Origin of the sequence: Bradyrhizobium sp. SMVTL-02, from assembly GCF_051853005.1 — a bacterium.
Taxonomy (GTDB): domain Bacteria; phylum Pseudomonadota; class Alphaproteobacteria; order Rhizobiales; family Xanthobacteraceae; genus Bradyrhizobium.
This window is the reverse complement of sequence record NZ_CP182469.1, coordinates 1,188,671-1,206,165: the sequence shown is the minus strand read 5'-3', so window position 1 is coordinate 1,206,165 and position 17,495 is coordinate 1,188,671. Positions and strand designations below refer to the sequence as shown.

At 58.1% G+C, this 17,495-nt stretch carries 14 protein-coding genes; 9 read left to right on the top strand and 5 right to left on the bottom strand.

Going from position 1 to position 17,495, the window contains the following annotated elements:
- The first annotated feature begins 365 nt into the window (after positions 1–365).
- The gene (locus ACNJYB_RS05820) at positions 366–2,045 is read left to right on the top strand and encodes an outer membrane beta-barrel protein (protein WP_439373121.1); all 1,680 of its coding nucleotides are present in this window, start codon (positions 366–368) and stop codon (positions 2,043–2,045) included.
- Between the two features lie 1,148 nt (positions 2,046–3,193).
- Positions 3,194–3,505 carry a hypothetical protein gene (locus tag ACNJYB_RS05815; protein ID WP_439373120.1) on the top strand — a complete coding sequence of 104 codons (312 nt, stop codon included), beginning with the start codon at positions 3,194–3,196 and terminating at the stop codon, positions 3,503–3,505.
- Between the two features lie 219 nt (positions 3,506–3,724).
- Here the strand turns inward: ACNJYB_RS05815 and ACNJYB_RS05810 are convergent, their stop codons facing one another.
- The 3 genes from ACNJYB_RS05810 to ACNJYB_RS05800 all read right to left on the bottom strand — a co-directional run bounded on the left by ACNJYB_RS05810 (position 3,725) and on the right by ACNJYB_RS05800 (position 6,257).
- The gene (locus tag ACNJYB_RS05810) at positions 3,725–3,988 is read right to left on the bottom strand and encodes a hypothetical protein (RefSeq protein ID WP_439373119.1); all 264 of its coding nucleotides are present in this window, start codon (positions 3,986–3,988) and stop codon (positions 3,725–3,727) included.
- 1,158 nt (positions 3,989–5,146) lie between these two features.
- Positions 5,147–5,755 (bottom strand): hypothetical protein, encoded by a 609-nt coding sequence (locus tag ACNJYB_RS05805; RefSeq protein WP_439373118.1) that lies wholly within the window; start codon positions 5,753–5,755, stop codon positions 5,147–5,149.
- A 34-nt stretch (positions 5,756–5,789) separates the two neighbouring features.
- Positions 5,790–6,257, bottom strand: coding sequence for a hypothetical protein (locus ACNJYB_RS05800; protein WP_439373117.1), 468 nt, complete (start codon positions 6,255–6,257; stop codon positions 5,790–5,792).
- Between the two features lie 1,394 nt (positions 6,258–7,651).
- On the opposite strand from ACNJYB_RS05800, the gene ACNJYB_RS05795 reads away from it, so the two are divergent.
- The gene (locus tag ACNJYB_RS05795) at positions 7,652–7,963 is read left to right on the top strand and encodes a hypothetical protein (protein WP_439373116.1); all 312 of its coding nucleotides are present in this window, start codon (positions 7,652–7,654) and stop codon (positions 7,961–7,963) included.
- 161 nt (positions 7,964–8,124) lie between these two features.
- Here the strand turns inward: ACNJYB_RS05795 and ACNJYB_RS05790 are convergent, their stop codons facing one another.
- Together ACNJYB_RS05790 and ACNJYB_RS05785 are read right to left on the bottom strand one after the other, a co-directional pair.
- Positions 8,125–8,319: a sugar transferase gene (locus ACNJYB_RS05790; protein WP_439375469.1), complete on the bottom strand. Its 195-nt coding sequence runs from the start codon at positions 8,317–8,319 to the stop codon at positions 8,125–8,127.
- 86 nt (positions 8,320–8,405) lie between these two features.
- Positions 8,406–8,543, bottom strand: coding sequence for a sugar transferase (locus ACNJYB_RS05785; protein WP_439373115.1), 138 nt, complete (start codon positions 8,541–8,543; stop codon positions 8,406–8,408).
- A 313-nt stretch (positions 8,544–8,856) separates the two neighbouring features.
- Here ACNJYB_RS05785 and ACNJYB_RS05780 point away from each other — a divergent pair, with 313 nt between their 5' ends.
- The 6 genes from ACNJYB_RS05780 (at position 8,857) to ACNJYB_RS05755 (ending at position 17,459) form a co-directional block, all read left to right on the top strand.
- Complete coding sequence (locus tag ACNJYB_RS05780) at positions 8,857–9,195, top strand: hypothetical protein (RefSeq protein ID WP_439373114.1); 339 nt, start codon at positions 8,857–8,859, stop codon at positions 9,193–9,195.
- Positions 9,196–9,935: 740 nt separating this feature from the next.
- The gene (locus ACNJYB_RS05775) at positions 9,936–11,144 is read left to right on the top strand and encodes a hypothetical protein (protein WP_439373113.1); all 1,209 of its coding nucleotides are present in this window, start codon (positions 9,936–9,938) and stop codon (positions 11,142–11,144) included.
- Between the two features lie 484 nt (positions 11,145–11,628).
- The gene (locus ACNJYB_RS05770; RefSeq protein WP_439373112.1) at positions 11,629–11,811 is read left to right on the top strand and encodes a hypothetical protein; all 183 of its coding nucleotides are present in this window, start codon (positions 11,629–11,631) and stop codon (positions 11,809–11,811) included.
- A 1,383-nt stretch (positions 11,812–13,194) separates the two neighbouring features.
- Complete coding sequence (locus ACNJYB_RS05765; RefSeq protein WP_439373111.1) at positions 13,195–14,400, top strand: HlyD family secretion protein; 1,206 nt, start codon at positions 13,195–13,197, stop codon at positions 14,398–14,400.
- A complete protein-coding gene (locus ACNJYB_RS05760) occupies positions 14,400–16,370 on the top strand; it encodes a glycosyltransferase (protein WP_439373110.1) in 1,971 nt (656 codons plus the stop codon). Before ACNJYB_RS05765 ends, ACNJYB_RS05760 begins: the two co-directional genes overlap by 1 nt.
- A gap of 9 nt (positions 16,371–16,379) precedes the next feature.
- Entirely contained in the window at positions 16,380–17,459 is a 1,080-nt protein-coding gene (locus ACNJYB_RS05755) for a cache domain-containing protein (RefSeq protein ID WP_439373109.1), read from the top strand.
- Positions 17,460–17,495: the final 36 nt, after the last annotated feature.

Sequence of the window (17,495 nt, the reverse complement as noted above, 5' to 3'; positions counted from 1 at the left end):
ACCGCGCGGGCGCCGACGACGTCAGAGTTTACACGTCCCCGCGCGGAAGAATGAAATCTGCGCAAGGCCCGCCCTGCACATTCAGCGCGCGACCGGCCACTGTCGGGCGCTGGCTGCGCCGACTGTCGCTATTGAGACCAATGTCAGCAACTTGAGGCTACACAGCGCTACGAAGCGGCTGTAGAGCCTACCGAATTCACTTCGGCACGCAGTTTGCTTTGTTCACGGCATCATCACCAACCGCAGTGCGATGATCTTCGGGACGGACTCGGCGCGCGCCGCCGTTCTGGTCCGCCCCGACGCTTTGCTGCGGCAATAACTTAAGGCGCTCGGTTGTAAACCGAGAAAATGCAGGGAAGTGCTGGATGCGATCTAGAGTTCTTCTTTTGGTAGCCGGTTCAATTGCGCTCGTTGCAAGCGGTGCAGCGAATGCAGCAGACCTTGTGCCGGAAGTGAAACTGCCCATTGCTGTGTGGAGCTGGTCCGGAGGCTATATTGGCGGGCACGTCGGCGGCGGCTACGGCCGAACCTCCTTCAGCAATCCCTACGGTCCGTCAATCTATGGCGACGTCGTCGATACCCCAGTGTTCTTGGCAGGCGGCGAGATCGGCTATAACTGGCAGAACAACGGCTGGGTGTTTGGCGTCGAACTCGATGCCAGCGGGGCTGTCTCCGACGGTACAAATACCTGCCTCGCCGCCTCCGGCTTTATCGTGAGCGCAAACTGCAAGGCAGGTCCCAACGTCTTTGCAACCGGGACCGGTCGCGTCGCTTACGCGTTTGGCGCGCTGGGTCACACGCTGGCCTACCTCAAGGGAGGCGTTGCTTGGCAAAACAATCGGGGCGACGTCGTCAACAATTTTGAAGGCGGGGGGCCACAGGAGAAAACACATTTCGACTATGGTCGGGTCGGCGGCACCATCGGGCTAGGCGTTGAGCAAGCGCTTACGCCTGCATGGTCGGTCAAAGTCGAGTATGACTATCTGCATTTCGGTGGGCCAAGTGTCGCGACTCCTCCGACGGTGCAAAATCCGCCATTCGCCATTCTGCCAGAGAACACAACGGGCCTATCCAGCAACTATCACATCGGAAAAATCGGATTGAACTACCATTTTGGCGCCGACCCGTGGACGCAGTGGTCCGATGCACCGCTGTACGCGAAAGCACCCGCCGGCACGCCGCTGATTGCTTACGCCGCCGGTTGGTCGTTCGAAGGCGGATCGCGGCTCTGGCTCAGCCGGGGACGATTCCAATGGAACGCTGGCGGCGTGGCCGTAGATCCCAACATTCTTATATCAAGGCTCACCTACCACGGCCTCGACGGGCTTTCCGGGGAAGCATTTGGCCGTGTTGATAGCCCGTGGGGAGTGTTCCTGAAGAGTAACGTTGGCGCCGGGCGTTTCAACAAAGGAAACATGAACGATGAAGATTGGGGCGCGCCCTATGTCAACACGATATCAGGCCAGGCAAACGGGAGGTTCACCTATTACACGGCCGATGCCGGTTACGATTTTCTGCGCGGCGCCAACTACAAGGTCGGCGGATTTATCGGCTGGACCTACTATGAACAGAGTTCCGACTCGAGAGGGTGTCTACAGATCGCCAATCCGTTGACTACATGCTTGCCTCCCGGCGACGATAGGGTCGTTGGCAGCCAGAATACTCAGTGGAATGCACCTCGGCTCGGCCTCAGCGCCGAAACCATGCTCACAGAGCGTTGGCGTTTGAGCACGGACGTCGCTTACCTGCCCTGGACCGATTTCAAAGGGCGTGACAATCATCTCTTGCGCGACTTCACCACCTTCGTGGAACAACGTGGGAATGGAGGCGGGGGTGTCCAGGTTGAAGGCGTGTTGTCCTACTTTATCACCAAAAACTTCAGCGTTGGCGTCGGCGGGCGCTACTGGGCAATGTGGACCAAAACGGACAGCCAAGCGACATGCACAGGCTGTAGTGGCTCGGAAATCACTAGTCCGACTCAGTTTTCGAAGTTCAGCATGGAGCGCTGGGGTACCTTCTTTCAGGCGTCCTATAGGTTGGATTGAAAAGATCACACCTGCAACCAAGCAGCAGCCCTTCGACGCCACGGTCAAGCTTAGAGACCATCGACGCCGGCACCTATATTGGCATCGGCGTCATTGGCAACTAGCGAACCTCGTTGGTCGCTTCTCCAGCGTTGTGTGAAAAACCACGGACACCGAGAGGGGAAGCATATGGCTCTGTGCGCGTGCGCGTGGAAGACCCCCCCTTTCAAGCGGTCAACCGACTTTCTGCCGCTTTTTTTCATCGCGAACAGGCGCGGATGAACAAGGACGCGGATAGATTGCCGACAAGAGGTCGGCATCGAGGTGAGGCTATCGATCTCGACCAGGCCCGTGGTCACCGCAATCGCGCCAACGCCTCGGCATAGGACATCAGGGGTTCTACTTCGCCCGATAAACGGCATTGAACCAGGCAAGCCGGCCTGTCGCGTTCGCCTCATCGATCACCTCCTGAACGTGCCCGACCGCTGATTTCACGCGCGCGGCCCTTCTTTGATGGCCGCATGCAAGATCCGCAGCAAGGCCGATCCACACCTCTGCGTCACCGGTCGTACCCAAAAACATTTGAAGCTAGCCCTGATTGTCAGGCAGGTGCCACTCGCGGACCCAGCGACGTAGCGGCTCAGAGCGATGTCGCCCGCCAGCCTGGTTGGCTTGGAGTGGATGAGCACGGCTGCGTACTGCTCGAGAGCCAACCTCCGTTCCGTGCTGATTGTGGCGGCATCAAATTTGGGGCCTCCGACTAGTTCCGCGAATATGGAAAGCTCGCGGTCATGCTCAATCACATCAAAACTCGAAGTCAGTCGTCAGGGCTCATTGCCCCCGGGTCACACTAGCGGCACCGACCAATCCTGGTAGGTGCCTAGCGACACTTCTTCGCGATACTCTTGCCCGCACCCTTGAGAATTGAGCCTCTCGGGAGCAAAGGTGGTCAGCCTTGCTAATCCAGAGGCGAAGGTTGGCCATCGAAGTTTGCGGCGTTTGGCAGGAACAGCGCTTTCAGGGTCCAACGCGAGCGCCGAGTCATCGCCGCCAACTTCACTGGCAGCGCGAGCGCGGTAGGGATAGCGTCGATCTGCTCCGGCCGACGCCGAGTCGCACTCGCGCTGCCTCCAGCACATGCCTGCCCCCGCAGAGGGAGAGCAACTACGATGCCTAAATTTATCGCCTCATATGATTTGAAAGAGACCAAGCCAGACGCGCACGAAAATTTCGTAGTTAATGCTATCGAAAACGGATGGTCTCCATGGATTTTGGACCATAACGACACTCTGTTTACTCTTCCGAACACCACCTTACAGGGGTCGTTCGCCAATCAAACGCAAGCGGTCGCTGCTCTCAACGCAACAAGGGCGGAGACGGCAGAAGAGCTTGGTATCAATGTCACAATGGAAAAATGGTTGGTCGCCCGATATGAGGCCACGCCAGACTTTGACTCCAACGAAAGAGAAAAGACGGGCTAGCGGCCAGGCGACACCTCGCGCTCGATACTAAGCGGACATGGAGCTCGAAAGTTTTCATGATGCGGCTGTCCGGTGTCACGCCGAGGTTTGTCTGCACAGCTTGTCGTCCAAGTGGCGCCGAAGTGCGGCCCGACTTCAGTTTGGGCGGCCGGTGACTGGCGGCCCAAGCCGTGCAGGCGCGCGGCGCCCTTGATGCGGTCGCCTATAGCGGCATGCAGGTCAACGGCTCGTGTGATGATCAGCACCTGTTGCACAGTAGCGCACGCTGCCTGCCGCAGCCGCATCGACAACGTCTTCGGACCGCATCGTTGGAGCGACCGGTGCGATCACCTTAAGCGCAGCGGTCATGGTGTCGCCGGTCTGCACGAACGACGACACGTCCGGCAGCGGCATCATCAGCAACCATTGCACGCTGTCGCCGACGTTGTAGCGCACGTAGAGGCAGCCGGTGTCGCCCTCCCACCACAGCATGTTTTCGGGCACGCCCGTCGGCAACGTGTCGGAGCAGATTACGGGTGCCGTCGTCGCCCACGCGCTTCTTCTCGCGGAGACGCGCTGCGGAAAGTGGCCGAAAGCTATGAAGAGCTGGCACGTCGCTTGAAGCAAATCCGCGAAGGCACCAGATCACGGTCTGCCCCTTCCGATGCAGCTCTGCAGCATCGCGTCCTTGCTTTGCGTTACTCGTGCAGCGTGACAGCAAAGCCCGAAAGCACGTTGACGTTGACCATTAGCAGCACCAGGGCGAGCGGCTGATCACGTAGTATGTCGAGAACGCTGGTTCGTCGTGCTCATCCTGATCGAGGTCGTGATCGGCTGCGTCCATATCCGAACTCACTAGCGATTACGGTCGCTCATGCGCTCGCGAAGTATCTTCATCGCCTATGAGTATGAAATGTGGCGGCCACAACAGGATCGGTGTCCGCGTAACCGCGCACTTAGCGCCAACGAACAGCACTATGCTGCCGAGCTGCAAAGGCTTCCCTAGCAACAGCGCCTGACTTGTGAGCCAGATCTGGGTATGCCCCGATCCTGATGCAGACCTCATGTTCGTGGGCATTGTTCTGTCGCTGATAACGGACGTGCTTTTTGGCTTCTGCGATTTGCTGGTCGGTGAGCACGCGATCAATAAATCCTCTTAGTCGGTTCGGTGAGACAGAGCAAGGTCCGATCCACGCCTTTGGTCGTTCCTTGCAACAATCCTGACTATGCACTGGAATTGTGTGGCGCTACACTCCGCGATCAGGACTGACGCTTGTTCTTGTCTCGATCAGCCACGCCCCGTGGGGTGTACCGAGCGCTATCTTACAGTGATTGACCTAGCGACAGCTATCTCTCCCATCGACATCTCACAGATGGTGGCAAACGCGTCCTATCGCGACGAGTTACGATTTCATAATTCACAGTTTCGCCTTCGCCGTCCTGTCGAAATCATCGCGCAGAGGTCAAGCCTCCAGAACCCACATCGGCATTGCCGCATCAGCTGCTTTTCTCACGTCAACGGCTCAAAGATTAGCACCGAGCCGCAAGTGGAGTGCTGCCAAAGCTGGCACTTCTTAAATCACACCGCATCTGGTATCTGCTATGCTCCCGATAGCGGCGGGGAGCGAGCGGATATCGCCTATCCAAGTTGCTTATCGATTTTCATCCACCACTCCCCCGCTCAGCCTCCGCCCGGGGCTGTTCCATCTGCGAGGCGGTCCAATCTCTGAGAGCGCTAGACGTCAGCCAGGCGTCGGCCAGTTCTCGCCAAGTCTTGCCGACTTCGATCCACTTGCTTTTGAGGGTTGGCAAACCATCGAGCATTCTTCGCGCATGAGAGGCAAGCCGCATAGTGTCAGGATTCGGGGCGCGCTCGGACTCTTCGACGGCTTTACGAAGGGCCTTTTCGGAGAGCCGCCACCCGAAGTCGGTAAACTTGTTCTCCGCGAAGTACTCAAAGCAGACTCGGAACGTCAAAACACGGCCAACGACCGTATGGGTCTCCAATCCCACCTCGCTCAACCAATGTCGGAGAAACTCCAGTTGCTCTTGGCTGCCGAGATCGAGAAGGTCAGCACCGTCGAACATCAAAAACGCTGCCATGCCGGCAATCTCGATTTGTACGTTCCCGTCCTGCTTTTCGAACCAATCGCCAATGATCGTCAAGGGCGTCATCGCCTGACCCAACTTCGACCTTTGCGACAAACTAACAGCGGTTTTGTGGAGCGGAAACATATCGAGCAGCCACGCTGCGACTTCACGTTTAATCATCGTCGTCCGCCATGGCATCGACCCTCGGCCAGTCTCATTTTGCCAACACCTTCCGGTCCGCCTCGAACGCTCCCTGATCTTTCGGTCCTGCAAGATCAAACCGAGACTCTGGGGCAAAGGACGCGATACGCTTGGCTAGGAACGATTGCGGCTTCCAATCTTGTCGCTCGCGCTTCTGGAAAATGATGACATCGCGGATAGAATAACCAGTCCCCTGAACATCGCAGTCGGCCGAAAGCTGAACGCGACACAGGCCGTCCTTGCCCCATTCTTGCTCGTCCACCGTCAACAAGTAGTGCATATTAGCACCATCGCAAATAGTGCAACGACCGCTCCGTAGAAGATCGCGCAGCCTGCCTTGCGCTGTTGTCAAGAAGTCAAAGCTAGCCGGATCATGTAGAAAGCGACGACTCACCCCTGTTTCTTTGCTGTTTATCTCGTCAGAAAGTAGTGAGAGTACGCACGCGCGCCAGCCTAGTTCCATGGGTTTTGCATACGGCATCACAAGTGTCACTGTGCCGTCGCGCCCACCTCCCGCGTGACCGTAGAGTCGTCCTCTGATTTATCAGTCCGCTGTTCAGCCCACGAGAGCACAACAGGCTCGCCTGTGTCGGTCTTTCGGCCAAGCTCCCATCCCTTGGGAACGAAGTGTGCGCCCTTGGCAACCTCAGCGAAGATTTGCTCCGCCGTCTCACCATCCTGCGCTCGCCAAGTTGATCTAACGTGGTCGATAAGGGTGCTGTCCTGCGCACGTACGTCGTCGCTCTGACCGGCCAGCCCACCCGGCAAAATCCGTAAGCCAAGACTGAAACTAAGTCCAAGACCGAGACAGAGACAGAACCAAAACCGGAGCACGCGCCTATCGGTCGTTTTCTCTACCCCACGATGCCATCCTCACACCGCTTCAGATTTGTATCCCGATGAGATCGGGGAAGCGCCTACCAGAGTTGGTTGGTGACTACACCGGCCGCCTGGACCACTCCCGGTCGGGATTGGACCCGATCATCGAATGAGGTTTCTGCAAACGCTACGGCGCGGGTCTGGTCCCGATGGCAACGCAGGCCGATACCGCGAACCAACGAGCCGCGGCCGGCGTGACCCGCGCGGTGGCTGAAATGCCATCCCGTCGAAGCCGTGCAGCATAAACTCGCCTCGACCGCCCTGCCGCGCGGCGCGACTGACCAGTCGCGCCCGCGCTGCTCTCTTAGAAGGCGCAGCGTGCGCGCCAGATTTCACGTTTGCGCATTGAAGCGGCCGCGTCCGGACTTGAAGAGGTTAGTCTAGGCGGCACGCTCCTTGCTTTGCTGGATGAGCGTCGGCGGCCTTGCAGGGGCGGCGATGCCGCGGGCGGACCCGGGATATTCCAACGCCATTTCGGGTCCGTCCCGTTAACGCCCGCGAGGCTAAATGGAGCAACATGTTTGAGCTGCTTCGGGGTCGATTGCGTTCGCTCGTTCGCGATGTCTTCAGCATGTACGAACATGCAGACCGCAGGTACAACAGGATGAGTGTCCGCGCGACCGGGGACATAGCAAACGGGTACGACTTCGACGATGAGTGCCACATCGCCGGCGCGCTGCCGATATACATCTTTCGGTGCGGACACACATTGGCTACTAACACCCTGGCGCCCGCGATTTTACAGGGGGCTTTGACTATTAAACCTCAACCAATTTAGCGGTGGGGGTGACAGAAAATGGCGTCCAGATAGTCGATTGCTGGAAGAATTCCTTGCTCACATACACCGTCTGGTGGGCGGCCGGTCACGCAAATCCAATTCGGAGCTCCACGATGGAAATCACGTCGGTAGAAATCACGTTAGCAATTGACGCGGCGCTCGTTTATTCCGCGATCGTGATCGCTTGCTTGTGGGCACTTCGGTGAAGCGGCGCAACGATGGCAAAGTATCTGTGTTCGTATGATTTGGAAGACGCCTTCGCGGAAGAAGCTTTCGCGGCGCCCCACCCTGTGTTTTTGAAACAGGCCGTGGCGCACGGCTGGCAGGCTTGGGTGCTCGGCAGCAATAACTTGTGGTACCGCCTTCCGCTTACGACCCTGCAAGGCACGTTTGCAGATATAGCAGCGGCCGAGCTTGCGTTGGAGGCTACCCGCGCCGCGACGGAACGCGAGATGCGAAGCCCGGTAACCATCAACAAGTGGATTATCGTGCAATACGATTCCGATCGCTTTAGTTCCGACGAGTGGTGAGGGATGGAAAAGGGAAGCGGCGGGAGCCCTGCGCAAGGCTCTCCCGATCTGGATGCGTTTGGAGATTTCGAGCTAAGCGCGCCTCGCCTCTACTAAGATGGAGTCTGTCGTTCATCACTTGATTAACTCCGATATCCACCAAGCGCGGTGCTTCGATCGTATTAAGCACGCTTCCGCATCAGGTCGATCGTGCGAGTTTCTCGGCGATAACCGCTAACTTGAGCCCAGCCGGTCATGCCAGGCTTCAAGTAATGTCGGAGAGCAAAGTTGCTGATGATTCTTTCATACTCCACATTGTGAGCGACTGCATGCGGTCGGGATCCCATCAGCGACATGTCGCTTTTGAGTACTTTTATGAGCTGCAGCAGTTCGTCGATCGAGCACTTGCGCAGCCATTTTGCCGAGGCTCGTCACACGGGGTCATGCTCCCAGGCCTGCACGATCATTGGACCTGGTCGACTGCTCGCATGCCGCGGAGCTTCAAGATTTTGAAGATACGTCCATTGAAGCCGACGCCGTTCTGACGAAAACTCGTCGAACCTTTTGACGTCACCGCTATCAGGATAGCCGTCGTCAGCATCGCGGCGAGAACAATTTATCAGAGCCAGGCTTGCACCTACAAGGTCAAGCGATCGCTTCAACGTCCGCTGCTTCCAGCGGAGAGGTATTCGGCGCCGTTTCAACTGCGCGATTTTTGCCGACATGCCGACCGGCGTGCGCATCAGTGAACGAGGGGTTCGAATTGCGACGCGTTCGGGACGCGGTCGCAAGAAAAAGATACTACCGATCCTGTTCTCGCGCGTATAAGTGATGGGCTCAGACAAACCGACAATTCCGCCCCGACTTCCCGCTGCCGAATGCGCGCGGGTCCGGAGGATTCGAAGGCGCATGTCGTGCTTAACGAACAGCGCGATGAGGCACTCGGCGGCTGGAGCGACTACGTTGATCCTGGGCAGGTGCCGCGATTAAATGACGACCAGCGGCTCAAGGACGGCGCTCACATGACCTTCGCCGACGCGGCATCTCCAAGGCACATCCATCCCAACTGGCGGAGCGACGACCAGGCCGCCGGTGTTGATCACGTACCAGCATTGATGCGCAGTGCCGCAGCCATTGATGCCGATGTAGAAGCCACTCCAATCATACATTGGAATGGCCGTCGGACGCGCTTTGACGTTGGGCGGCGCGGCAAGATCAGCTTTAGATCGGAGACCCGAATGACCCGCGGATAGGGATGGCCGCGCCGGCTCTTTGCATTTTGAAATCGTGCCTTGTGGATCCGCCTCGACAATTGCGACGCGCTCCCAGTTCCCAATCGATGCGACTGCAATTCCGACCGCCAGCGTGCTCTAACCGTTGGCTGACCCGAGCAAGGACATACATCGCCTGCGTCCCGGATGACACGACACGAAACGCCGAGTCGTCGAAAAAATTTGGGCCTACAATCGGACACCATCACTCCCCATATGAACCGCTTCAGAAGGGAGCGCGGAACTAACAACCAAATCATGGCCCGGCTAGACATTTTCAGGTCAAGCCTTTGATCAATAGTTAGCAGACAGCATCAACTGCCGACACGACGGCTGCGCAAGGCCCTCGGTCAACTACCACACTTCGGAGTTGATGGAGAAGATGATCAGATGGAATTTTGGTCCAATTACACCGCCACCGGAGCCGATACGAAGCTGGGTTAAGAGAAGGAGAAAGCCTCGCTAAGCACTATACTCTTCATCGGGCTAGCCGCTCCTGCGATCCCGCCGGACTAGAAGGGGCGCTCGTCAGCCTTGAAGCTTAGAGGATCTGGATTACGGTCATCGATACCGCCGCGACGAACAATGCGCTGGCCGTGCGTGCCCTGGCGCGTCCGAGTCCGGCCGACATCGAAGCTGCGATACCGACGCTGCTTGCTATTCGTAGGCTCAACCGTCGATCTGCTTTCGTCCTCAAACACACGCCACCGCGGGGCTGCCGCTTGAGTGAAGCTGCAACGGCGCTCAATTGGCTCGGGGTGCTTGCGCTTCCCTATGTCGGACAGCGCAACCAGCAGGATGCGCTTGAGGCAGGATTAGGCGCGACCGAGTTTGCACACGAGGGAAGAGCCTCGGAGGAAGTTCGTGAGCTGGAGCGCTGGATCTTGAAAAAGCTTGTCGAGGGGCCGTTAGATCACGAGCCATCGCAAAAACCGCGGCGTGCTAACCACACCCGCTATGCGCGACGCTCGCTGGTCGAGCTTACCTCGGCGGCAAGCCGAGCCCTTGACGATGGCCTGTTTGTGTTGTCCAGGGGGATTGCTGCTTCCAATCCTGGACCGGAGCATATGGGCGAGAAGACGCCTGCTCGAACGATCCTTCCGCCGCAAGCGACGGCTCCCAGTCCCGTTGCGGTGCATGATTCTCGGAATGCGGCGGCGCCGCGCAAGGACGAACTCCTAGAGTCCGACGCTACCACCGAGATGATGGTAAAGATGGCCAAGGACTATCAAAACAGAGCTTTTGAAAACATCAAAACCAGCTTGAATGCTGCGTTGGACCATGGAAACGATCTCGTAGAGATCCCGGTGGGAGACGAGGCGGCGTCGAAAGACATCAGCGATTCCAGTCTTGAAAGCAGTTTTTGGACCGGTCTCAAAGAAGTCGTGACGGTGTCTCGCGCGGATGCAGTCAAATTGACTGTGCAGAAGGAATCAATTGACGGCACAGCGCAGCCGCGATACATGCGACGGCTCACTGATGAGGCGGTCAGATTGCTGGACGATCTTCGCAGCGGCAAGCTCGAGAATCAGGCGAACTTCATCCTGAGCGAATGCTTCAGAGAAGCCGCCAGCGCGTTCTCTATGATCAATCAGCAGCTCAAGCGTGACGGCTATGCCGCGAGCATTGATCCATCAATCTTCATCTGGCTTGCCGCTATCACCGAACCGGAAACGCGCGAGACCGGGACCATGCGGCTTGAGATCGTACCCAACCACCGAGGTCGTCCGAGCACCTACACGCGCCAGGTCGCTCAATTTATGTGGCATCTCGTCGAGGAGCAGGGCTGCCAGAGACAGGCCGCAATTCGGGGGGCGCTCACAAAGTTCGCCATAAGCGCGAGTTTCGCCGAGAAGGCCTATGCCTTTTGGGAGCCGATCTTCAAACGGGCGGGACCGCACGTGAAGATGCTGACCCGCATTTCAGACTAAGCCTTGCGTGACAAAACACGGGTGCGAAACGGAGAGCACATGGCTTCCGCACATGGCTTTCTGGCTTCACGACACCGCATTTTTCAAGCCGTGGGATTCGCCATTTCCGACATTCGGGTCGCGCCGACGGCTAAAGAGCCACCGGATCGAAGTCGAGCACTCTATAGTCGTCAGCATGATTGAGCAGGCCGAGGAACAGGCACTTGGCATATTCCGGCAGCGTTCCGGGGGTCGGTCCAGAACTCCGGTTTGATGGTCCGGATGGGCGGTATATCACGTTCCCATTGGTTGCCGCCGCGCCCCACCGTCGGAACAGCGGCGAGGCCTGCCCTGCGAGTTGCGGATCGAGGATCGAGACCTGGTAGTGCAAAGCGCGAGCGCGTCGACGGCGTTGTCGTCGACCGGGGCCCAACCGAGCCGGTGGCGGGGCGCTGATCGTCAGCGCTTTGGCCGGGTCGCGCGTGTGGCGGTTTGAGCCGATCAAGTGGATGCGCACGGGGGCCAGGCGCGGTTCATGCAGTCGTCGCCGCTGAGCCCCGAGGTCAGCTCCTGGACCACCGCGCAAAGCCCGCTTGGCCGCCTCATGATGTCGGAAGTCATACCGCCCGCCGTCTGCGGAGACGTCATCGGGGCACTCGCACCGATCAACAAGGCGGCCTCGCGGTGAGCTAAGATGGAGGTCAGACGAGGATTGATTAATCTAGTTCGTCAATCAAGCGCGGTAACGGTTGGCGCGCGCTCTAGGAGGATTGTGGGTCATGATCGAAGCACCACTGCCAAAACAGGACGTGGCGTTAAGACTACGGAATTTGGCAGGTCCGATGATGCAGTCTCATCTGATACGCATAATGGTAGCGAGCGTGGTCGCGGAGCTAAAGACATGCCGATTTGTTGCGGAGCAATAGACATGGTGAGTCCTCACGAATATCGGGAGCTATCGAAGATATATATGGATCTATCGAGAACAGGTGACCTTTCACCAAGGAGATTGAGCGTCTTGGTCAGCATCTCAAAAACTTATGCAATGTTGGCAAGCCAGTGCGAGCTCCTTGAGGAGATCCTCAAAGAGGAGGACTGCAAAGTCATGTCGTTCCCTATGAGAAAGAGACGGTAGCTTAGGTTTCAAGATGCCTCTCGGCACGGACAGTGCTCGGCAGACACAGCATGGGCCGTAGCCGAGTTCGCACACATCTTCCCTGAACATGTTCATGTTGCGCCTCGTTCGCTCTTATAGCGTCCGGTTGCTCGGGCAGTTCAGGACAAGGAAATGGGATCGTAATACATTCACCGCGCTGCTATTCACGTGTAGGCGGCGTACCCGCGGGCTTCGTCCAGCTTACTATAGAGGAACCGTGAACGGACAATGTGATCCATTGTCGTGCCGACGCCCAACGAGGCCCTCGAGTTGCTTCCGCCGTCGCATCTCGGCAGCAGTCCCGTCATACCTGTTCTTCCAGCTGAAATAAGTCGCCTGGCTGATCCGGCCTTGCGACAGATCTGACCACCGCAATCCCGTCATGGCCATGCTTCAGGATGAACGCCTTCTGGGTCCGAAAAATCTTAACGCCTTCATCTTCGCCCACTCCTCCCAGCCGAGGGAATTCGGCAGGCGCAAACTCTAGCTAATAATAAGCCAATTTGCCGACCTCAGATCAGCCTCGGTCAAGCATCATCGGATGCTGATGAATCTGCGCAGTTGAGTACTTGTGCTTCTTCCCTACTTCCGAGCGCTATCAAAGAAGGTAGGCGTGGACATGTTGAAGGTCGTGGTACATTCGAAGGGTTGATGATCGGAACTGAGCAGAGAACCACGTAGCACGATGTGTCAATCCTCGCTCAGGTTAGGACATATCGAATGCCTAGGATTGCAGCCGAGGACGAGAAACGCGAACAGCGGACAAGCACAGTGCCCGAGGTGGCTGGGCCCTCCGCTTCCGGGGCATGTAGCGTTGCCGAATCGGCGGAACCTGCATCGCGCATTTCAATTCGGTTTGTCGAATGGCGCAATTAAATCAAGCAGCAAGGCCAGGAATGCGGTTGGAATTCTCTCATGAAGCTGGCACGTGTGGTAATCGGCTCGCTTCTCCTCGCCGGCGGATTGTACGTCATCATCGGCGAGCACTTCGCTGGAACTTCGGCAGATGCTACGGTAAATGCTCGACTTTACCTCGTGCGTGCGCCCATCGACGGTCGGGTCACGCTTGCCGTGAAGAGCATTGGGGGGCGCATTAACGCGGGAGAACTAGCGGCTGAAGTTGCCGACGAGCGCTTCGATACCGCTCGACTTCTTGAACTTGAGCGCGACCGGGACAATCAGCGCATCGAACTCATACGCATTGCCGGCCAGCGAGACGCGCTATCGCGGTCTAGAGCCGGATTTGATGCGCAGTCGACTGACTACCAGCGTGGCAGGATTCGGCAGATCGAGGCGCGGATCGCCGAGACAAAGGCGACGCAGGATGCTGCAGCCGCACGCCTGCGCGAGGCGGACGCCGAATTCAAACGCGCCAATGAGTTGAACAATCGCGGCGTTCAGACAGCAGCCAATCTGGATCGGGCGCGGGCAACTTTTGACGTGGCGCAGCAGGAATTGGAGAGCGCGCAGCAGAGAGTCAATTATTTCGAGACGGAACTCGCCTCAGCCCGCACCGGCGTCTTCATCGGAGAGTCTTACAACGATGCCCCCTTTTCGACGCAGCGCATCCGGGAACTCGATCAACGACTGGCAGAGCTGTTTGTCGACGAGGAGCAAATCAAGGCACGTATCATTCAATTCGACGGGCAAATCGATGCGGAGCGTGTGCGCGTCAATCGCCTGACTTCCGCGACGCTCAACGCCCGCGTCCCAGGCCTCGTCTGGGATATCCTGGTGGACGATGGCGAATACGCACGGCGCGGACAAGACTTGGTCAAGCTTGTAAACTGCAATAGCCTCGTCGTAACTGCGGGCGTATCGGAATCACTCTATGATAACCTATCCGTCGGCGCGGCGGTGCAGTTTCGGCTTTTTGGCGACGAGCGAATTTTCGATGGAACCATTACCCGGCTCGGCGGAGCTGGTGCGTCGCCGCTTTACGCAAATCTTGCGGTGGGACCGAGTCCGCAGCATCTGCAGCGCTTCGACGTAACAGTAACTGTACCGGGTCTCGCAGAACAACCCGATCTTGGCTGCGCCATCGGACGCACCGGACGTGTCGTGTTTTCAAGCGGCCCGATCGCCCAATTCCGTCGGTATCTTACGCGGTACGGCTTCTAATGCTGCTATTATCGCCACTCCTCGCCGCCTTAGCTGGAGCCGCCGTCATCATCGGGCTACGCCTGACCGTCCTGCCACTGCTTGACCCGAGCCGATGGTATTGGCGCGCCCTTCTGCTGGGGCTGGCCACACTTCTCTCATGGCGCTACGTGGTGTGGAGGTTCACCGAGACGTTGGTGCCACTCGACTGGACCATGGACGCGCTGGTCAGTTGGGGCTTCGCCACGCTCGAGGCGGCGACGATCCTGTCTTCGTCCATCGCATTTATGATCCTCGCTCGCGTGAAGGAACGTACCGCCGAAGCTGACAAGCACGCCGGATGGTGGTTGCCTGGAGAAGCGCCAGGCGTGGACATCTTCATCACGACCTACAATGAGCCGCCCGAGATCCTCGAGCGGACGATGGTTGGCGTCAAAGCCCTGCGCTTTCCAAAGCTTCGTGTCTTTGTGCTTGACGACGGCCGCAGGGATTGGCTCCGACAGGCCTGCGAACGGCACTCGGTGGGATATATCGTGCGTTCCGATAACGCGCATGCCAAGGCGGGAAACATCAACCACGCGCTCGCCCAGCGTGCCGGGGATCCGGATCGACCGGATTTTGTGGCCATCCTGGATGCCGATTTCGTTCCACATTTCGATTTCATCGACCGGACAGTAGCACTGTTTCACGATCAAAGCGTTGGTCTGGTTCAAACGCCACAACATTTCTTCAATCCGGACCCTATCCAGCACAACCTCGGCATCAGCGCCGGTTACCCGGACGAGCAACGACACTTCTTTGACAATGTCGAACCGGCAAGGGACGCTTGGGGAATCGCGATCTGTTGCGGCACCTCATCCGTGATGAGGGTGCGAGCAATCCAACAGATCGGCCTGCTTCCGACGCAAAGCGTGACCGAGGACTTCCTGCTCACGCTCAAGCTCGCCGAACACGGATGGCAAACCGTTTATCTCAACGAACCGCTGACTGAGGGTTTGGCTCCGGAGGGACTTAAGGAATTCATCGTCCAGCGCGCCCGCTGGTGCCTCGGCCTCATGCAAATTGCGCGCAATTGCTACAATCCATTCGGTTCCCATCGATTGGGTTTGATGCACCGGATCAGTGTGATCGATTCCGTGCTGTATTGGTTAACCACCTTTCCCTTCCGCTTGGCGAGTCTGATCTTTCCGCTCCTCTACTGGTGGCTCGGTATTACGATCATGAATGCCTCGCTCGTCGATATCACCGGATACTATGTCCCGTACTATGTGATGGTCCTGGTTGCCTTGAATTGGCTCTCGAAGGGGCTGTTTATCCCCATCGTCAACGATACGTCGCAGCTGATTGCCGCTTGGCCGATCTGTCGGGCCGCTGCGCTCGGGCTCTTGACGCGAGGACCGCACAGATTCTCCGTGACAGCCAAGGGCGGCGACAGATCGAGGGTCGTCGTCCAGTGGTCATTGATGCGACCTTTTCTGATCCTGTTTGGATTGACGCTTGGCGGCCTGATCGTTCCGTTGAATTCCGATTTCGTCTTCAACACCTCATCGACAGCGGGCGACGGCGTCGCCATCGTTATGTTTTGGACGGTCTACAATCTCCTAGTCTTGCTGGTAGCGATCGCGGCGTGCATCGAACGACCCCGATATAACCGACCGCAGCGCCAGGTGCCTGAACCGATCACGTTGACCATTGGAGGCGATCGGCACCGTGGTTGGCTCGTGAATCTCGGACCGGAAGGCGCTCGCATTAGCGGGCCATTCGGCCTTTCGGTGGGGGCGACAGGCAATTTGACGATCCCAGCTATTGGCGACGTCGAGGCGCGTGTTCTTGCGCCAACTCGTAACGGTTACCGATTAAAGTTTTCGCCGAGCATTGAGCAGCGGACCCAACTAATCGAAAAGCTCCACACCACCCGAGCTCTTCCGGGATCCGATCGCGGGGACATCGTTCGCATCATCCGCGAATTGGCCCGGGCTCTAACTCATTGAGGAGGCGTGATGGCGAACCGAGGGTTGAGCTTGCGCACGCTTGTGTTCTTTGGCGGCGCAACGTTGATGCTGGCGCCAGCTATGGTGACCGCGACACTGTACACCGGCTCATTGGAGCAGCGCGGCACGGAATTGCAAGCCGAGAAGTTGACGATTCGCGGCGAACTAAGCGCGAACCTGCTGGCGCGGCGCCTTTATGGAGTTTGGATCGACGTGGCACGCATGGCCGACCTGATCGACCCCACAGACCAGGCAAATGCCCGTCAGCAAATCAAATTCCTGAGCCGCCTGGATGGACGGTACTCGTGGCTCGGCATAGCCGACCTTGAGGGCAAGGTACTGGCGGCCAGGGATGGGATGCTAGAGGGTGCAAGCGTTGCGCAGAGGCCATGGTTTAGGCGTGGCCTTGATGCGCCAGCTGCGGTCGATGTCCACGAAGCCCAACTCCTGGCAAGCCTGTTGCCCGCGTCCGCTGAACCCTATCGGTTCGTCGATCTGGCCGCACCTTTACGGCATGATGGCTCCGTCGCCGGCGTGATCGGAGCGCACCTCAATTGGAAATGGGTGGAGGAAGGGATGGCTGCTTTGCAGGCGCCTGGCATCGATGTGCTGCTGCTGTCGCGGGACCGAACCGTCCTGTTTGGCCCGACTGATCTCGTCAATAAGCGGCTGAGCGTCGGCTCGGCGCTTGCCGCCAGCCGCGTCACCAGCGCGTTTTCGAACGAGCGGTGGCCTGATGGCAAGGACTATTTCACAGTGATCGTTCCGAGCGTTGGTTTTGCAGATCTTCCGAGCTTCGGCTGGTCTCTTCTGGTCCGACAGAACGCTGACAAGGCTATGGCGTCAACCCGAGAACTGATCAGATCGTTCTGGTTCATTCTCGGCGCCGGCGATCTCGTCGCTCTGGCGCTGCTCCTGTGCGCCGCTCAATGGCTCAGGACGCCGCTGCGCCGACTTTCAGAATCCGCTGAAGCCATTGTGGTCAATCCCGGCTCGCGCCCGCCGCGCCAGGAAACCCGATTTGAAGAAGCGGCAAGGCTGAGTAACGCGCTCACCCACATGCAGTCGAAGCTTATGGGCCGTTCCTAGCCCTAATTGCGACGCCAGAAACTCGCCTCTAGGCGG

Excerpts from the sequence above, each read along its gene's own strand:
- ACNJYB_RS05820 (WP_439373121.1), top strand. The coding sequence starts at position 366 with ATGCGATCTAGAGTTCTTCTTTTGGTAGCCGGTTCAATTGCGCTCGTT.
- ACNJYB_RS05815 (WP_439373120.1), top strand. The coding sequence starts at position 3,194 with ATGCCTAAATTTATCGCCTCATATGATTTGAAAGAGACCAAGCCAGAC.
- ACNJYB_RS05805 (WP_439373118.1), bottom strand. The coding sequence starts at position 5,755 with ATGATTAAACGTGAAGTCGCAGCGTGGCTGCTCGATATGTTTCCGCTC.
- ACNJYB_RS05800 (WP_439373117.1), bottom strand. The coding sequence starts at position 6,257 with ATGCCGTATGCAAAACCCATGGAACTAGGCTGGCGCGCGTGCGTACTC.
- ACNJYB_RS05795 (WP_439373116.1), top strand. The coding sequence starts at position 7,652 with ATGGCAAAGTATCTGTGTTCGTATGATTTGGAAGACGCCTTCGCGGAA.
- ACNJYB_RS05785 (WP_439373115.1), bottom strand. The coding sequence starts at position 8,543 with ATGCTGACGACGGCTATCCTGATAGCGGTGACGTCAAAAGGTTCGACG.
- ACNJYB_RS05765 (WP_439373111.1), top strand. The coding sequence starts at position 13,195 with ATGAAGCTGGCACGTGTGGTAATCGGCTCGCTTCTCCTCGCCGGCGGA.
- ACNJYB_RS05760 (WP_439373110.1), top strand. The coding sequence starts at position 14,400 with ATGCTGCTATTATCGCCACTCCTCGCCGCCTTAGCTGGAGCCGCCGTC.
- ACNJYB_RS05755 (WP_439373109.1), top strand. The coding sequence starts at position 16,380 with ATGGCGAACCGAGGGTTGAGCTTGCGCACGCTTGTGTTCTTTGGCGGC.